Here is a 17,913-nt window from a genome sequence, read left to right as displayed (position 1 = left end):
TTTATCTATCAATTGAAGAGATATATTCAAAAGGTGTTATTCCATAAACTCTTTTAAAATGTCTATTAAAATGAGAAAGGTCTGAAAAACCAAACTCTACAATAGCCCCATATAAGTCCTTTTTAGAATCAAGATATTTTCTTGCATGATTTAATTTTGTATTTAAAAAATATTGATAAGGTGTAAAGCCTGTATTTGCCTTAAATTTTCTAATAAATTGAAACTTTGAAATATTAAATTCATTTGATATTTGCTCAATATTGAGTATATTTTCTATTTCATAGTAAATCATCTCTTTTGATTTTTCTATAAAATCTTTCTCTTTTTTGCTATTAAAAATAAAATCTTTTTTACTAAAATTATCTACTACATTTAAAAATAGTTCACTACAAAAAAGTTCATCTTTTTGTGTTAATATCGCATTTGAAAGATTTAGAATATCTTGTTTTAATTTATCATTATAAATTATTGGCGAATCAAACTTAATAATATTTTTTTGTTCTAAACCTTCTAAAACTAACTGTGGTTTTATAAGTAATAATACATAATCACAACTACCACTTTTACTTTCATGTATTTGTTCTGGATTAAAAAGTGTGATTCCATTTTTGTAAGAAGTAAGAGAAAAACCTTCTAGTTGATAATTTTGCTCTCCTTTTAAAGTAACTGCTAAAGAGTATTCTTCATGAGAATGTTTTTTAAGAGTAAGCTTGTTTACGCTTGCTTTTAATGCTGTAATTCCTAACTTGTTTTTATATACAAATCTATCTTCCAATATAAATCACTTTCATATTTTGATATATATTAATTAAAATTTAATTTAAAAATTGTTCCTTGATTTTCATCAGATTCAACTTCTATTTTTATATTATAATTCTTACATATCATATTTACAATATTCAACCCTAAACCAAAGCCACCACTTTGGTTTGTAGCTCGATAATATCGTTTAAAAATATCTTTTATTTTTGTTTTATCTATTCCTATTCCACTATCTTTTACTATTAATATTTTATTTTTTAAAATAACTTCTATTTGCCCATCTATCTTATTGTATTTTATTGCATTTGAGAAAAGATTATTGAAAAGCCGTATAAAATCATCTTTATTTATTTCATAATAAAACTCATATAAATTCAATTCTATAATTAACTTTTTTCTTATAATCATTGGTTCAAAATTTGCTATCTCTTCTTTTATAATTTGAGAGATTTCAAGCTTTTCTATACTCTTGTTTTGTGTTTTTTCTAAAAATATATATGTTAAATCTTTATATATTTCACTTATTCTTTTTGCACTAAATTTTATTCTCTCAAGCTGTTTTTGAGTCAAATTTTCACTGTTACTCGACATTATCAAAGCACTTATTGGAGTATTTAATTCATGTGTTGTATCTTTGATAAAATTATTCAATCTCTGTCTTTCATCTTTGATTGGTTTTAAAAATAATTTTGCCAAATACCATCCAACAAGAGCTATAATTGAATAAAATATTAAAAAGATGCCTATAATATTTAGAGTTAATTTTGATATTTTTTCTTTTAAACTATTATCTTTTAGAACTATATACCAAATTCCTAAATGCCCAACAGCTGAACTATCGACAATAATTAACTTATCTTTATCTTGATAAAAATTTAAAGAAAAATCAAAACTATCCTTTAAACTTCCAAATAATAACTTTTGATTCATATCATAAAATGACATTTCATACTCATTCAAATATCTACTTTTATCAAACTCTAAATTTGTCATATGTGAAATAATTATCTCATTTGAAGCTTTTGATACGACATTTTGCATATTGGATTTTGCTAAATCTATATATAATATTTTCTCATTTTGATAATAAAAAAATGTTGCAAGTAGCATCAATATAAAGGAAGAGCCTAAATAAAGTCCTAAAAAGCTAAAAAAACTTTTTTTTTCACTAGAAGTTAAGTCTATAACCAACTCCTCTGATATTTAAAATTTTATCTTCACCTAAAATTTTTCGTAAATTCTTTATATAAGTTCGTATTGTTGAACTATCAACATTATCTTCATAACTATAAATATTTGTAATAAGTTCATCAATACTTACTATTTTTGATGAATTTGTAAATAAATATTGTAGAACTTCGCACTCTTTTTTAGATAAATTATATATTTTATTATCTTTTATAATCTGGTAATTTTGTAAATCCAAATATATATTTTCACTTATCTTTGTTTTTAAATCTATATTAAAAAGCCTTTTTATATTATTTATTCGTAAATCAAGTTCTTTTAATTCAAAAGGTTTTCTAATATAATCTTCACATCCACTTTCAAACCCTTTTTGCATATCTTCTACCATACTAAGCGATGTTATAAATATTGCTGGTGTTTTTATATTGTGATTTCTAAGTTCTTTTAATAATTCAAATCCATTTAAATCTGGAACATTCACATCAAGTATTAGTAAATCAAAATTTTGAGAATACAAATAATCTTGAGCTTCATTTGAAGTAAAGGTTGTGATAACTGTGTGATTTTGTGTGATTAGGTGTTCTTGTAAGATTTCATTTAAAATTAAATCATCTTCAAGGAGTAAAATTTTCATTTTAGAAAGTTTAGTGATGTAAAAACATCACTAAATCATTTTTAGAATCTTCTTCTTGGTTTTTCTTCTCTTGGTTGAGCTTCATTAACTCTTAAAGTTCTACCTTCAGTTTCTTTACCATTTAAAGCTTCGATTGCTTCTTGTCCAGCAGATTGCTCAGCCATTTCAACAAATGCAAAACCTTTTGATCTTCCTGTTTCTCTATCCATTATAACTTTTGCACTTTTAACTGCACCAAACTTAGCAAACATTGCTTCAACTTCATTATCATTCATTCTGTATGATAAATTACCTACGTAAATATTCATAATTCTTATCCTTTGAAAAAGTTAGATATTATGCCTTAATATTTTTCAATAATCAAGTGTTTTGAAAATTTTTTTCCAAAGCTTTTGAAATTCGTGAAAAAACTTCATCAAATCCTAAAATAAAAATTATATCATAAACTGATGGCGCTTGCGTTCCACCCGTGATTGCTATTCGTATTGGTTGAAAAAGTTGTGGAAATTTTAAACCTTGTTCTTCTATAAAAGGTTTTGTAAAATTTTCTATTTTTTCTACACTATTTAAAGAATTTTTATTCTCTTTTAGTAAATTTATATATTTTTCTAATATTTCTTTTGTATCTTCTTTAACAAATTTTTTAACTCCAGCTTCATCATAAGAGTTTGGAATATTTAAAATATCTTCAATTAATTTTTTTAATTCTACTAAAGTATTTGCTCTTTGTTTTGCTAAATTCAATAAATCATCTTTTTTCTCTACATTTGACAAATCTAAATCAAAAAACTTTAACTCTTTTTCCAATCTTTCATTTGAAGTTTTTTTAATATATTCACCATTTAACCATAAAAGCTTTTCTGCATTGTACGCTGATGCTGATTTATTGATATTTGAAGGATCAAATAGTTTTAACATCTCTTCCATTGAAAATATCTCTTGATCTCCATTTGACCAACCAAGTCTTACTAAAAAGTTTAATAATGCTTCTGGTAAATATCCCAATCTTTTATAATCCATAACATCCATAGCACCATCTCTTTTTGATAGTTTTTTACCTTCTGGATTATTGATCATAGGAACATGATAGAATTTTGGAATTTTAAAACCTAAAGCTTCATAAATCACTATTTGTTTTGGAGTATTTGATAAATGATCATCTCCTCTTATAACATCTGTCATTTCCATCAAAGCATCATCTATTGTTACAACAAAATTGTATGTTGGCATTCCATTGCTTCTTGCTATTACAAAATCATCAACGAATGAAGATTCAAATTTCATAGCACCTTTTACTCCATCAAGAAACTCAATAGTTCCATCTTTTGGAGCTTTTATTCTAATAACTGGTTCAACTCCAGCTGGAATTTCTGGCAAAGTTTTCCCATCTTCAGGTCGCCAAGTTCCATCATATCTTGGTGTTTGTTTTACTGCTTCTTGTGATGCTCGTAAAGTATCAAGTTCTTCTTTACTCATATAGCATTTATAAGCTTTTCCACTATCTAACAATTTATTTATATACTCTTTATATATCTCTGTTCTTTTTGATTGATATTCAACTTCTCCATCATAACTTAATCCAACCCAATCAAAAGCTTCAATTATAGCTTTTAATGCATCTTGACTGTTTCTTTCTAAATCTGTATCTTCAATTCTTAGTCTAAAAACTCCACCATTTTTTCTAGCCCATAGATAACTATATAATGAAGTTCTTAATCCTCCAATATGTAAATATCCCGTTGGACTTGGGGCAAATCTTGTAACTGTCATAATTTATTCCTCATCTTTTTTATTATACATATAAAATCCTACACCTGCAATAATCACAAAAACAAATAAAAATATTAGTAATCCTACCTCAATTAATCCCATTTGCATCCTTTTCTTTTAATTGTCCACAAGCAGCACTAATATCCAAACCTTTTGATTCTCTAATTGTACAAATAACTCCTTTAGAGTTTAAAAAATCTTTGAATTTTAACATATCATTTTCCTGCGGTCTTTGATATGAAGTTCCTGGATATGGATTGAAATATATTAAGTTTACTTTCGCTTGTATTCCATTTAGTAAGCTAACAAGTTTTTTTGCAGCATCGATACTATCATTTTTATCTTTTATAACCAAATATTCAAACATAACTTTTTTTCTTGTATCAACTGGAAATGCTTTAACAGCTTCTATAATTGAAGCAATATTATAAGCTTTGTTCATTGGGATTAATTCACTTCTTAGCTCATCATCAACTGCATGAAGAGAAATAGCTAGTTGTATTTGTAAATCTTTTTCACCCAATTTTTTTATTTTACTTGCAATTCCTGAAGTTGAAACAGTTTGCCTTCTTCTACTTATTGCTAACCCATCAAGTTCTGAAAAAATCTCAACAGCTTTTACAAAATTATCAAAATTATCAAGTGGTTCACCCATTCCCATATAAACGATATTTAGAGCCTTATTTTCAGCTATATTATTGTCTCTTTTTATATTTACAATTTGTGCTATATACTCTCCAACAGTTAGGTTTCTTACAAATCCACCTTTAGCTGTTAAACAGAAACTACAGCCAACTTTACAGCCAACTTGAGATGAGATACAAACTGTATATTTTTCACTTCTTACTATTTGTCCATCTTCATCTATTTTTTTATCTTTCATCAAAAGTAAAACAGCTTCAACTGTGTGATTATCCCTTAATTTAAAAAGATATTTTATACTTCCATCACGGCTTTGTTCTTTTTTAACAACTTGCATAATGTCTATTGGATAATTTGTTTTTAAATCTTCAATTAACTCTTTTGGTAAGTTTTTCATCTCATCATAAGAACTTGCATATTTTTTATAAAGCCAATTATAAACTTGTTTTGCTCTAAATGATGGTTTTAATCTATTTTTTAATTCATCCAATGTTAAATCATAAATAGATACTAATTGCTCTTTTGCCATTATTTTCCCATTTTTATTTTAATTATATCTTTTTGTACTAGATAATTTGTTAGTTTGTCCATAGCAATTTTGTGATTTTCTAAAAAATCTTTATGTGCGTCTTTATTTGTGTAATTTGTTACAACAAATATTCCTGCAACTGGTATTTTAAACTCTTTTGCTACACTTAAAACAGAAAAAAACTCCATATTTTCAATACCAACTCCATAGTCCAAAAACTCTTTTGTAAGCTTATCATCTGTTGAAATATAGTTTGAACTATTTACTATTGTGTCATTTTTTACAAAGTTATTATCACTTTCTATTACATTATCAAGTGGAGTATAAGCACTTTGTGTTAAAAATCCTAACTCAATATTTGAAGATTTTTTTGATTCAACTATATCAAAAACTTTAAAATCTCCATAACTTCCAGCACTTCCAATAAAAAGTAGATATTCTGGCTTATTAAATAAACACATTCGTGTAAGATTTATAGAAGTTTCTATTAATCCTACACCAATTGACGTAGAAAAAGGGAAAGTTTCATTTCTACCTGCACTTATTATCACTTACAATCCAATACATAACTTGTTTCAAGAGAAATATTTTGTTCAGTATTTAAAGGTGAGATATCACTACTACTTTCATAATTCACACTATCTGAACTCATCATCATACTTTTTCGTGCATATACTCCACTTATTCCTCTTTGTTCAAAACTATTTACACTTTTAATTTCACATTTTTTTGAGATTTTAGATGACAACTCTTTTGAATATTCATCAATCCAAAGTAAAGATTCCAATCTTAATTCTTCAACATTTTTATCTAATAATATTTTGCTAACACTCCATGATAAATGTGAAATATTTAGTTTTAAATCATTTGATTTTATGCTATCTTTTAACTGCATAAGTTCCGATAAAAAGGTATTTATCTCTTTTGCATCTTTAGATTCAATTGAAAAACTACTATTCCCTGAATAACCTTTAAAAACTGATTTGTCTTTTTCATATTCATATTTTGGATACAAACTATAATTTGTATTTTTTATTGTAATATTCTTTGTATTCTTTATGAAATTGTTAAATTTCTCAATTTCATTATTCACAGATTTTTCATCTTTTTTATCAACACTTATCGAAATATTTGAAGTTAGTAAATCTCCATTAACTTTTTTTTCAAATACCTTAGTAAAACTCAACTCATAAGAAAACCCTAAAATTGGTAAGAATAGGGCTGTTGCTAATATTTTTTTATTCATTTTATATCCTTACATTTATTCCATTTTGTTGTAAATACTTTTTTAAATCCATAATATCTATCTCTTTGAAGTGGAAAATTGAAGCAGCTAATGCTGCACTTGCACCAACTTCATATGCATCTTTAAAATGTTGCATCCTTCCTGCTCCACCACTTGCAATTACAGGAATATCTACAATTTTTGAGATTTTTTGAGTAATCTCTAAATCAAATCCTTGTTTTACACCATCAGTATCCATAGAAGTTAAAAGAATCTCTCCTGCACCTCTATCATAAACTTCTTTTGCCCAAACAATAGCATCAAGTCCTGTATCTTCTCTTCCACCTTTTACAAAAACATGATAAGAACCATCAGAAACTTTTTTAACATCAATAGCTACAACTATACATTGGCTACCAAATCTTTTTGCACCATCATTTATTAAATTTGGTGTTGAAACAGCACTAGAATTTATAGATATTTTGTCACAGCCAACATTTAAAAGAGTATAAATATCGTCTAATTTTCTTATTCCTCCACCAACAGTTAAAGGGATAAAAACCTCTTTTGCTACATTTTTTACAATATCAACAATAGTTCCTCTATTCTCATAACTAGCTGTAATATCTAAAAATGTTAGTTCATCTGCACCTTCATCATTGTATCTTTTTGCAACCTCAACTGGATCTCCAGCATCTTTCAATCCAACGAAATTAACACCTTTTACAACTCTACCATTATTCACATCTAAACAAGGAATAATCCTTTTTGCTAAACTATTCACTATTAAATTCCTTAAAAATAAGTAAAAAATATTATCTAATTGTAAGTTAAAAACAGATATACTCCTCGCTATTATGGAAAAAGTAAAAGCAAAAAAACAATACGGACAAAACTTTTTAAAAGATAGTTCAATTTTAAATAAAATCATCGAATCGATGCCCCATAACAATAACCATATTGTAGAAATTGGGCCTGGATTAGGTGATTTGACTAAAAATTTAGTCAAGTACAAAGATGTAACAGCTTATGAGGTTGATACCGATTTAATTGGTATTTTAAAGTCAAAGTTTGCAATTAACTTAGATAAGGGAAATCTAAAAATCATTCACGCTGATGTTTTAGATGCTTGGGATGAGCAAAAAACCTTATATAATGGTAATTATGATTTGATAGCAAATCTACCATACTATATTGCAACAAATATTATATTAAAAGCTTTTGAAGATAGCTTTTGTGAACATATTATTGTTATGGTTCAAAAAGAGGTTGCTTTAAAATTTACTGCAAATGTAAATGATAAAGAGTACTCATCTTTAGGTATTATCACTGAGTTATTATCAAATGACTCAAAGATACTTTTTGATGTTCCACCTGAAGCTTTTGATCCAATTCCAAAAGTTGTATCTTCAATTCTTTATATAAAAAAGGATTTGTCAAAAAATATAGATAAAGATTTTAATAGATTTTTGAAGGCCTGTTTTATTCAGCCAAGAAAAAAACTATCAAAAAACTTGTCTACTATATTAGATAAAAATCAAATTCTTGAACTATTTAAAGAGCTTGAAATTGACGAAAATTTACGACCTCATGAAGTTTGTTCATCTTTGTATAGCCAAATGTATACAAAGGTAAAAAATGGAAGAAACAAAAGAATTTAAAGAACAGACAACACAAAGTAACGAGATACAAAACAGCACTCAGGCTGAACAATCAACAGAAGCTCCTCAAAAAAGGCTTCCTTATAACAAAAAAAGAAAACCAAAACCAAAATATGCTGTAAAAGATGCTCAAAATAGTAGTAGTGGAGAAGGTTGGACTAATGATTTAAAAAAAGCATATATTATTAATGAGAAAATTCATAAAGATAGATTGAATCCTCACTATAAATTAAATCTAAATACAAATGCCAAAATAAGAATAACTCCACTTGGTGGATTAAACGAAATTGGTGGAAATATGATGGTTGTTGAAACTGAAAATGAAGCAATCATAGTAGATGTTGGTATGAGTTTCCCTGATGGAGAGATGCACGGAGTTGATATTTTAATACCTGATTTCTCATACTTAAGAGATATAAAAGATAAAATTGTAGCTGTTATTATCACTCATGGTCATGAAGATCATATAGGAGCTATGCCATATTTATTTAAAGAGATGCAATTTCCTATTTATGGAACATCTTTACCACTTGAAATGATTGGTTCAAAATTTGATGAACATAAGATGAGAGAACATAGAAATTTATTTAGAGCAATTTCTAAAAGAACTCCTATAAAAATTGGAAATGATTTTGAAATAGAGTGGATGCACATAACTCACTCTATCATAGATTCATCTGCAATTGCTATTAAAACTGCTGCTGGTACTATGATACATACAGGAGATTTTAAAATTGATCATACTCCAATAGATGGTTTTCCAACAGATATTCATAGACTTGCTCATTATGGAGAAGAGGGTGTTTTAGTTTTAACTTCTGATTCAACAAACTCTCACTCTCCTGGTTTTACAAAAACTGAAAAAGCTGTTGCTCCTACATTTGAAAGAATATTCTCAACTTCTCAAGGAAGAGTTATAATGAGTACATTCTCATCAAATATTCATAGAGTTGCTCAAGCAATAGAAAAAGCTTTAAAATATGGTAGAAAAATATGTGTTATTGGTCGTTCAATGGAAAAAAACCTTGAAATTGCTATGAATCTAGGTTATATAAAATTCCCAAGAGATCAATTTATTGAAGCTCATGAAGTAGGGAAATATAACGATAAAGAAGTTTTAATAGTAACAACAGGAAGTCAAGGTGAATCAATGAGTGCTTTATATAGAATGGCAATTCATGAACATAGACATATTAAAATTAAACCTGAAGATCAAATAATTTTATCTTCAAAAGCAATTCCAGGAAATGAAGGAAGTGTTTCTGAAATTATAAATCACTTATTAAAAGCTGGAGCAAAAGTTGCTTATCAAGATTATGCAGATATTCACGTATCTGGACATGCGGCTCAAGAAGAACAAAAACTTATGCTAAGACTTGTAAAACCTAAATTCTTCCTACCAGTACATGGAGAATATAATCATGCTTTAAAACATGGAGAGACTGGAGTTGATTGTGGAGTATTAGAGAGAAATGTTTATGTTATGGCTGATGGAGAACAAATTGAAGTTAATCCAAAATATCTAAAAAAAGTAAAATCAGTTAAAAGTGGAAAAGTTTATATCGACAACCAACTAAACAATAAAATTTCTGATGATGTAGTTATCGATAGACAAACTATGGCAAAAGAGGGTGTTGTTATGATAGTTGCTCAAATCAATGAGAGTGATAGAACACTTGCTGGAAAACCAAAAGTTGCTAGTTTTGGATTGATATCTGATAAACAAGATAAATTTTTTACAAAAGAGATAGAAGATATCTTAGGTGTATTTTTAGAAAATGCAAAACCAGGTATTTTCAAAAATAGTAGAATCTTAGAAGATGAGTTAAGAAAAGTTGTAAGAAAACACTGTATTAGAAAATATAAAAAATACCCTATGATTGTTCCTACAATATTTGTACAATAGGACAAAATATGAACTACAAAGAGATAGTAAAAGATGTTTTGCTAACTGAATCAAAAGAATTAGAAAAGAGTGCAAACTCTGTCTCTTTTGATATTGAAAATATTATTGATTTAATCATACAATCAAAAGGAAAACTTATTGTTACAGGAGTTGGGAAATCTGGACTTGTAGGAGCAAAAATTGCTGCAACATTGGCAAGTACAGGAACAAGTTCCTTCTTTCTTCATCCAACAGAAGCTATGCACGGTGATTTAGGAATGATAAGTAAAGATGATATTGTGCTAGGAATATCTTATAGTGGCGAAAGTGAAGAGCTAATCCAAATTTTACCACACTTAAAAAGATTGAATATCCCTTTAATATCTATGGCTAAAAGTGAAAACTCAACTTTAGCAAAGTATTCAGACTATTTTATAAATATTGCTGTTGAAAAAGAAGCTTGTCCACTTGATACTGCTCCAACTTCTTCTACAACTTTAACTATGGCAATGGGTGATGCTCTTGCTGTTTGTTTGATGAAAAAAAGAGATTTCAAAAAAGAAGATTTTGCTTCTTTTCATCCTGGTGGAAGTTTAGGTAAAAAACTATTTATAAAAATAGCTGATTTACTAAAAAAAGAAAACTTACCTATTGTTTCACGTGAAACAAAACTAAAAGATGCAATTATTGTAATGAGTGAAGGTAGAGTTGGTTCTGTTATTATTGTAGATGAAAATCAAAAGGTTATTGGAATATTAAGTGATGGTGATTTAAGAAGAGCATTGATGAAACCAAATTTTTCTATTGATTGTAACATTGAAGATATTGCAACTATGAATCCAAAAACTTTTGATGATGAGAATTTACTAGCTAGTGATGCACTTCAAATTATAGAAAATTATAAAATACAACTTTTAGTTGTTACGGATAAAAATAAAAAATTAGTCGGATTACTTCATATTCATGATTTAATTGAGGCAGGAATAAAATGAAAAAAGATACAAAAAAGAGTGATGAAATACCATATGAAGTAATGAGATTAAATAAATTTTTATCTCATAATAGTAACTATTCAAGAAGAGAAGCAGATAAATTGATTGCTGATGGACTTGTAAGAGTAAACAACAAACTTATCACAGATTTAGCTACAAAAGTTAAAACAACAGATAAAGTTGAAATAGGTAAAAAAATCATAAAAGAAGATAAGAATAGGATGTACACTGTAATAGTTTATAATAAGCCAAAAGGTGAAATTGTAACAAAGAGTGATCCACAAGGTAGAAAGACGATTTACGATGGTTTAGAAGCAAAATACAAGCATTTCTTGAGTGTAGGGCGACTTGACTATTCAAGTGAAGGATTATTGCTTTTAAGTGATAGTGTTGATATTGTAAATAAATTAATGCACTCTGATTTAGAAAGAGTTTATAAAATAAAAGTTAGTGGCTTTATCACTCCTAAAGTTGAAGAAGCTATGCAAAAAGGTATTACAATAGAAGATGCAACAAAAGGTGCATATAGTAAAACAAAGATAAAATCTATGCATTTTGCTCCATTTTTAGCTTATGATATTCAGGCAAATGGTGAGAAGATTTCTAAAATAAAAGTAGTAATAAATGAAGGGAAAAATAGAGAATTAAGAAGATTTTTTGCACACTTTAATCTTGATGTTATGGATTTAAAAAGATTAGAATATGGTGGAGTATCTTTAAACAATCTTCCAACAGGAAAGTCAAGATTTTTAACAAAAGATGAATATAAAAATCTTAGAATTTTTATGAATGAAGATGATAGATCTATCTAATAAACTTCGTCCAACAAATTTAGAAAACTTTGTTGGACAATCTCATATAATAGGTAAAGATAAAGCACTTTACAAACTTATAAAACAAAAAGACATTCCTCATCTATTTTTTCATGGCAAACCAGGAACTGGTAAAACAACATTAGCAAAAATAATTGCTCGTGAAATAAACACAGATTATTACTACTTCAATGCAACCTCTATTAAAATTGAAGACTTAAGAAAAGTTTTTGATAAATACAAAGGTGCATTGATAAAACCTCTTATTTTTATAGATGAAGTTCATAGACTTTCAAAAAATCAACAAGAAGTGCTACTTCCAATAATGGAAAATTATGATGCCATTATTATAGGTGCAAGTACAGAAAATCCTTTCTTTACTTTAACAAGTGCTATTCGTTCAAGATCTTTTCTTTATGAATTTAAAGCATTTGATTATGAAGATATGCTAAAAATATTTGATATTGCTTTAAAAGATATTGATATAAATATATCAAGTGAAGCTAAAGAGTATTTAATACAATCAAGTTCTGGTGATGCTCGTGCAATGCTAACATTGTTAAATTTTTCATATAAAGTATCTAAAGATATTGATATAGATTTGTTAAAACAATTAAGAGAAAGAGTAATAGGAGATGGAGTAAGTTCTAGCAACACTCACTATGATTTAGCAAGTGCTATGATAAAATCTTTAAGAGGTTCAAATATAGATGCAGCACTATACTATATGGGAAGACTGATTGAAGGTGGAGAAAGTGTAGATTTTATCACAAGAAGATTGGTAATTTTTGCTAGTGAAGATATAGGAAATGCAAATCCAAATGCTTTAAATCTTGCAGTTAGTACAATGTTAGCTTGTAATAAAATAGGCTATCCAGAATCAAGAATAATACTATCTCAGTGTGCAGTTTATTTGGCTTCTTGCCCAAAATCAAATAGTGCATACAAAGGTATAAATAAAGCTTTAGAACAAATAAAAAATGGTAAGATACTTGATATTCCAAAACATTTAGATAGCCAACATATTGGATATCTTTATCCACATGATTTTGGTGGATATGTTGAACAAGAGTATTTAAAAGAAGATTTAAAACTCTATGATTCATCAAATATTGCATTTGAGAAAACTCTAAATGAATGGATAAATAAAATAAAAAATAAGGATTAATTTATGGAATATTACACTTGGATTTTGAGTTTACATGTAATTGCTGTTTTATCTTGGATGGCAGTTTTGTTTTATCTTCCAAGGCTTTTCGTATATCACACAGAGCATATAGATAAAAAAGAGTTTGTAGAAGTTGTAAAGATACAAGAACTAAAAATAGATGCTTATATAGGTCATCCAGCTATGACAGTAACAATATTAAGTGGTATCACTATGATTGTTTTAAATCCAGCACTTTTAAGCCAAGATTGGATGATAGCAAAGATTGTAGCTATAATATTGCTTGTAGCTTATGCTATATCTTTAACAAAATTTAGAAAATCTTTAGCAAATGATGCCTGTACAAAGAATGGAAGATTTTTTAGAATGTACAATGAATTACCAACAGCTTTGGCTATTTTAATAGTTACTTATGTTATAACTAAAAATCTATCTTGGATATTTACAGCTATTGTAATTTTACTATTTGCATTTATCTGTTATAAAATATTAAATCACAAAAAGGCTAAATAATGAATTTTGAGAAGTTCTATCTACTTGATACAAATATATTGCTTGAAGATGCTACAAATATTGTAAAACTATCTGATGAAAACAAAAATCTTATCATATTGGCAGAAACAGTTTTAGATGAAATAGATAGTAAAAAAAGTGGTTTTGAAGAGATAAATTTTCAAGCTAGAGAGTTCGCAAGACTTTTAGAAAATTCAAAGATAATAGACTCAAAAAAAGTAGATAACTATAAAATTATCAGATTAAAAATAGAAAATAAAAAAGATACTATTGTAGATATTATTTCAAAAGATGAGTATGATATCAATACAAAAAATGTTTCATCAAACATCATAAATGATAGAAAAATTTTAGAAATAGCAACTTTCTCAAATAGTTACTATGAGAAAAATATCGAATTTATTTCAATGGATATTATGGCAAGAACAAGAGCTATATCTCTTGATATAAAATCTTCATCTCTTTTAGGTAAAGATAAAGATGACTTTTATTTTGAATTTATAAAAGATATAGAGATAGATTTTAATGATTTAGAGTATTTAGACAATCAAGATATAAAAAAGTTTGATAAAGAGTATAAAGTAGAAAACTTTTCATATTGTATGAAAGTAAAACACTCTGATCAAGTAGTTTTAGCAACTATTCAAAATGGTAAAATACAACTTCTAAATGAAGAAGAAGTTAGAAATCAAGTCATAACTCCTTTAAATAAAGAACAACTATTTTTCTCAAATGCAATCATAAACCACGTTTACAATGTTTTGATAATTGAAGCAAAAGCTGGTAGTGGGAAAACGCTTTTAGCTTTAAGTGGAGCATTAAAACTTGTAAAACAAAAATATTTTCAAAAGATTATATATATAAGAAACTCTATTGAATCTTTAGATAAAGGTGAAGATGTTGGATATTTACCAGGACTTGAAGAAAAATTTAGAATATACAATCATCCACTTATGGATAGTTTAGAATATATCATCAGAAGTGAACATAAAAAAAGAAGAAATAAAAGAGCAGAATTACCATATTCTCCACTTGAAGATAGCGAAGTTCAAGCTAGAGTTGAACAGATGATTTCAAACTATGCAATAGAAACTATGTGGGTAGGTGAAATGAGAGGAAGAACACTATCAAATTCATTTATAATCATAGATGAAGCACAAAATATGTCAAATAAAACTATGCAAATGGTTTTATCAAGAATTGATGATAGTTGTAAAGTGGTAATCCTTGGTTCAAATAAGCAAATAGATAATTTTTATGTAAATAAATATACAAATGCTCTAACAACTCTTTTAAAATCAACAAAAAATGAAAATAATCTTGTAAATATTTTTGCTATAAAACTAGAAAAAGTTTTAAGAGGACCAATAACTGAGTGGGCTGAAAATTTATTCTCTAAATAACTTTGTTTTGTGATATAATACATAATTAAATTTGTAAAGGATTACAATGTCACTACTTCAATATAGTTCAAAAGAGATGTTTTCAGCAACTGATTTAGTAAGAAAAAACAAACCTATATTTGATAAACTAAACAATAAAGAGATTGAAAAAGCAGTAATATTAAAAGATGGAAGACCTTCGATAGTTCTTCTTGATTTTAATGAATATGAAAAGTTAATTGAAGAGTATTTATCTTTTAAAGGAAAATCTACTTCTACAAATCATTCACAAACTTCTACAAAAATAGAAACAAATTTAAACTCAAAGGAAGAGAATAAGTTTGATAAAATCTCAGAAGATGAATATAAAACTGCTTTAAAAGAGATAGAAAGTCTATCTACAAATATTAACTCAAATTCTAGTACAGAAACAAATGAAAATAGTAAAGCATTGAAAGAGTTTTGGGAAAAATAGAAAATGTTTCACGGGAAACATTTTATAAAATAGATTTAAGTATGAGTTCCAAAGTATAAAAGGAAAGTATATTTTATCATCGAAATTTTAATCTCAAAATTAAATAAATACTTTGAAACCCATGCTTAAAAATATAAAGAGAGAAAAACTCTCTTTATAATATTTTAGAATTTATATTTTAGTGTTACAGTTGCATTTCTTGGATCACCAAAAATATATTGATTACTATATACCATATTTGAGTAATACTCTTTATCAAATATATTATTTATATTTAATTGTGCTGATAAATTTTTATTGAACTCATATTTTGCCATAGCATCTACTACAAAAAAGTCATCTTGAGTAGCTCTAATTTTACCAGCTGGAGTTGTTATATCTGTATAAAACTCACTTCTGTAATGAATATTTCCACCAAATGTTAAATCACCTATTTTATATGTTGAAGATAGCATAACTTGTGTTTGTGGAGTTAAAGTAGATCTTCTCTCTCCTTTTGCATTTTTCATCTCATAATAAGATATACCAAATCCTACATTCCAGTTATCAAGTATTTCTCCATTTAAGTCAAACTCTATACCTTCAGTTTTACTTCCTTTTTCTGCTGTATAGTATGAATCTCCTGTTATTGGATCTACTCCAGCTAAAGTAGGAACATTATCTTGTTGAACTCTAAATAAAGTTAGTCCTGTATTTAATTTTTTATTAAAATACTCTCCTTTTACTCCAACTTCATAGTTATTACCCTCTCTTGGATCTAACTTTTTGCCACTTTTATCTTTATTATCTTGTGGTTGAAAAATATCTGTGTAACTTGTATAAATACTATGATTTTCATCTATATTATAAACCAATCCAGCATAAGGAATAAAAACTTCTTTATTTTTATAAGAGTATTTATTGAATTTATCATCTGATTCATAATTAGTCAATCTACCACCTGTTATAAGTGTTAAATCATCTAATAAAGAAAATCTTCCAACAACATAAGCCGCTTTTTGTTCTGCTGAACTTTCTCCACTTCTTACTTTAGCTTGATAAATTGGTTCAGGAATATTTGCATTCCAAGAATAGATACTATTTCCTGATAAATCTACATTTGATGATTTTTGCCCAAAAGTATCTCTATTTTGCTTTTGATACATAGCTCCAGCTATAATTTCATGTTCTTTATTTCCAAGTTCAAAAGGAATAGAAGCATAAATATCAAAAGTATTATCCACTTGCTCATCATCTGATTTCCAAGGAGAAGTAGCACTTGTTCCTAATCCTGTATTTTTATCGAGCTTACTATAATTCATATAAAGCATATTTGTTTCATAAGAAGTTTTATAGTATGAATAATTTGCTTTTATTTTTATATCATTATCAAAATAGTGTTCAAAATTTAAAAATGCTGAATTAGTTTCTTTATTATAATAAGTCCAATCAGTAACAAAAGAGTCTTCAGGACTAAAATTTGTTAAAGTTCCATCACTAAAATAGATAGGAACTCCTCCCCAAGTTGTACCTTTTGGTTTACTTTCTAACCTACTTGCACCAACTGAAACTTGTGTATTATCACTTATATCTACATCTACAACTGCATATAAAGTATTGCTTTCTTTACTATAAAAATCTTTATATGAATCTTGGTCTGCATAACTTGCTACAATTCTTCCTCTTATACTTCCATCGCTATTTAAAGGAGTTTGCATATCAACTGTTCCTTTATAAGTATCCCAAGAACCACCCTGTAAAGTTATATCTCCTTTAAATTCTTTAGAGTTTGCATGTTTTCTAACTAGATTCATTGAAGCAGCAGGATTTCCTGCACCACTCATAAGACCATTTGCACCTTTTACTATTTCAACTCTATCATAAATTGATAAATCTTCTAAAGTGATATATCTACTTGTAGGAATTCCATCAAGTTGATAATAATCTATTTCAAACCCTCTAGCATTGATATATACTCTATCAGTATCAAATTTTGAGGCTCTTAAACCTGCTGTATTATTTACAATATCTTCAAAAGAGTTATAGTTAAAATCTTCCATTTGTTGTTTTGTTATTACAACAACGGATTGTGGTGTTTCTTTGATTGATAAATCGAGTTTTGTAGCAGTATTCATACTTCCAGTTGTGTATGAATTTGAGTTTTCTGTTGTACTTCCTAAAGTATTACTTTTTACTGAAATAGTGTCTAATACCGTAGTTTCATTAGCACTTAATAGGTTACCCCCCCCCGCAAGTCAATATTGTAGCAACTGAAATTGCCATTCGTATGTTCATG

At 27.4% G+C, this 17,913-nt stretch carries 18 protein-coding genes; 8 read left to right on the top strand and 10 right to left on the bottom strand.

Features of this window, described 5'->3' with window-relative positions; all coding sequences use genetic code 11:
• Position 1: 1 nt before the first annotated feature.
• The 9 genes from CRU91_RS07375 to hisF form a co-directional block, all read right to left on the bottom strand.
• Positions 2-775, bottom strand: coding sequence for an AraC family transcriptional regulator (locus CRU91_RS07375; RefSeq protein WP_113894583.1), 774 nt, complete (start codon positions 773-775; stop codon positions 2-4).
• Between the two features lie 29 nt (positions 776-804).
• On the bottom strand, positions 805-1,803 hold the full coding sequence (locus tag CRU91_RS07370; protein WP_222718416.1) for a sensor histidine kinase: 999 nt from the start codon (positions 1,801-1,803) through the stop codon (positions 805-807).
• Positions 1,804-1,930: 127 nt separating this feature from the next.
• Entirely contained in the window at positions 1,931-2,584 is a 654-nt protein-coding gene (locus tag CRU91_RS07365; protein ID WP_113894582.1) for a response regulator transcription factor, read from the bottom strand.
• Between the two features lie 41 nt (positions 2,585-2,625).
• Entirely contained in the window at positions 2,626-2,892 is a 267-nt protein-coding gene (locus CRU91_RS07360; RefSeq protein WP_113894581.1) for an RNA recognition motif domain-containing protein, read from the bottom strand.
• A gap of 52 nt (positions 2,893-2,944) precedes the next feature.
• Positions 2,945-4,354, bottom strand: coding sequence for a glutamate--tRNA ligase (gene gltX / locus CRU91_RS07355; protein WP_113894580.1), 1,410 nt, complete (start codon positions 4,352-4,354; stop codon positions 2,945-2,947).
• Between the two features lie 88 nt (positions 4,355-4,442).
• The gene (gene rlmN, locus CRU91_RS07350; RefSeq protein ID WP_113894579.1) at positions 4,443-5,525 is read right to left on the bottom strand and encodes a 23S rRNA (adenine(2503)-C(2))-methyltransferase RlmN; all 1,083 of its coding nucleotides are present in this window, start codon (positions 5,523-5,525) and stop codon (positions 4,443-4,445) included.
• Positions 5,525-6,076, bottom strand: a complete 552-nt coding sequence (locus CRU91_RS07345) for a phosphorylase family protein (protein WP_113894578.1) — start codon at positions 6,074-6,076, stop codon at positions 5,525-5,527. The genes rlmN and CRU91_RS07345 overlap by 1 nt, the downstream gene beginning before the upstream one ends.
• The gene (locus tag CRU91_RS07340) at positions 6,073-6,771 is read right to left on the bottom strand and encodes an SIMPL domain-containing protein (RefSeq protein WP_113894577.1); all 699 of its coding nucleotides are present in this window, start codon (positions 6,769-6,771) and stop codon (positions 6,073-6,075) included. Before CRU91_RS07340 ends, CRU91_RS07345 begins: the two co-directional genes overlap by 4 nt.
• Before the next feature lies 1 nt (position 6,772).
• On the bottom strand, positions 6,773-7,534 hold the full coding sequence (gene hisF / locus CRU91_RS07335; protein ID WP_113894576.1) for an imidazole glycerol phosphate synthase subunit HisF: 762 nt from the start codon (positions 7,532-7,534) through the stop codon (positions 6,773-6,775).
• 73 nt (positions 7,535-7,607) lie between these two features.
• On the opposite strand from hisF, the gene rsmA reads away from it, so the two are divergent.
• The 8 genes from rsmA to CRU91_RS07295 are packed head-to-tail and all read left to right on the top strand — an operon-like array spanning position 7,608 to position 15,638.
• Positions 7,608-8,411: a 16S rRNA (adenine(1518)-N(6)/adenine(1519)-N(6))-dimethyltransferase RsmA gene (gene rsmA, locus CRU91_RS07330; protein WP_113894575.1), complete on the top strand. Its 804-nt coding sequence runs from the start codon at positions 7,608-7,610 to the stop codon at positions 8,409-8,411.
• Positions 8,389-10,317, top strand: coding sequence for a ribonuclease J (locus CRU91_RS07325; RefSeq protein ID WP_113894574.1), 1,929 nt, complete (start codon positions 8,389-8,391; stop codon positions 10,315-10,317). The genes rsmA and CRU91_RS07325 overlap by 23 nt, the downstream gene beginning before the upstream one ends.
• 8 nt (positions 10,318-10,325) lie before the next feature.
• Positions 10,326-11,288, top strand: a complete 963-nt coding sequence (locus CRU91_RS07320) for a KpsF/GutQ family sugar-phosphate isomerase (protein WP_113894573.1) — start codon at positions 10,326-10,328, stop codon at positions 11,286-11,288.
• 41 nt (positions 11,289-11,329) lie between these two features.
• Complete coding sequence (locus tag CRU91_RS07315) at positions 11,330-12,100, top strand: pseudouridine synthase (RefSeq protein WP_222718424.1); 771 nt, start codon at positions 11,330-11,332, stop codon at positions 12,098-12,100.
• A complete protein-coding gene (locus tag CRU91_RS07310; RefSeq protein ID WP_113894571.1) occupies positions 12,084-13,268 on the top strand; it encodes a replication-associated recombination protein A in 1,185 nt (394 codons plus the stop codon). Before CRU91_RS07315 ends, CRU91_RS07310 begins: the two co-directional genes overlap by 17 nt.
• 3 nt (positions 13,269-13,271) lie before the next feature.
• Positions 13,272-13,781: a protoporphyrinogen oxidase HemJ gene (gene hemJ / locus CRU91_RS07305; RefSeq protein WP_113894570.1), complete on the top strand. Its 510-nt coding sequence runs from the start codon at positions 13,272-13,274 to the stop codon at positions 13,779-13,781.
• Positions 13,781-15,184, top strand: coding sequence for a PhoH family protein (locus CRU91_RS07300; RefSeq protein ID WP_113894569.1), 1,404 nt, complete (start codon positions 13,781-13,783; stop codon positions 15,182-15,184). The genes hemJ and CRU91_RS07300 overlap by 1 nt, the downstream gene beginning before the upstream one ends.
• Before the next feature lie 46 nt (positions 15,185-15,230).
• Complete coding sequence (locus CRU91_RS07295; protein WP_113894568.1) at positions 15,231-15,638, top strand: hypothetical protein; 408 nt, start codon at positions 15,231-15,233, stop codon at positions 15,636-15,638.
• Between the two features lie 164 nt (positions 15,639-15,802).
• Here the strand turns inward: CRU91_RS07295 and CRU91_RS07290 are convergent, their stop codons facing one another.
• Positions 15,803-17,752 (bottom strand): TonB-dependent siderophore receptor, encoded by a 1,950-nt coding sequence (locus CRU91_RS07290; RefSeq protein WP_113894567.1) that lies wholly within the window; start codon positions 17,750-17,752, stop codon positions 15,803-15,805.
• Positions 17,753-17,913 lie beyond the last annotated feature (161 nt).

Source organism: Aliarcobacter vitoriensis (genome assembly GCF_003316695.1).
GTDB classification, from domain to species: domain Bacteria; phylum Campylobacterota; class Campylobacteria; order Campylobacterales; family Arcobacteraceae; genus Aliarcobacter; species Aliarcobacter vitoriensis.
The sequence above is the reverse complement of the archived record's forward strand: the minus strand, read 5'-3'. Positions and strand labels throughout refer to the sequence as shown.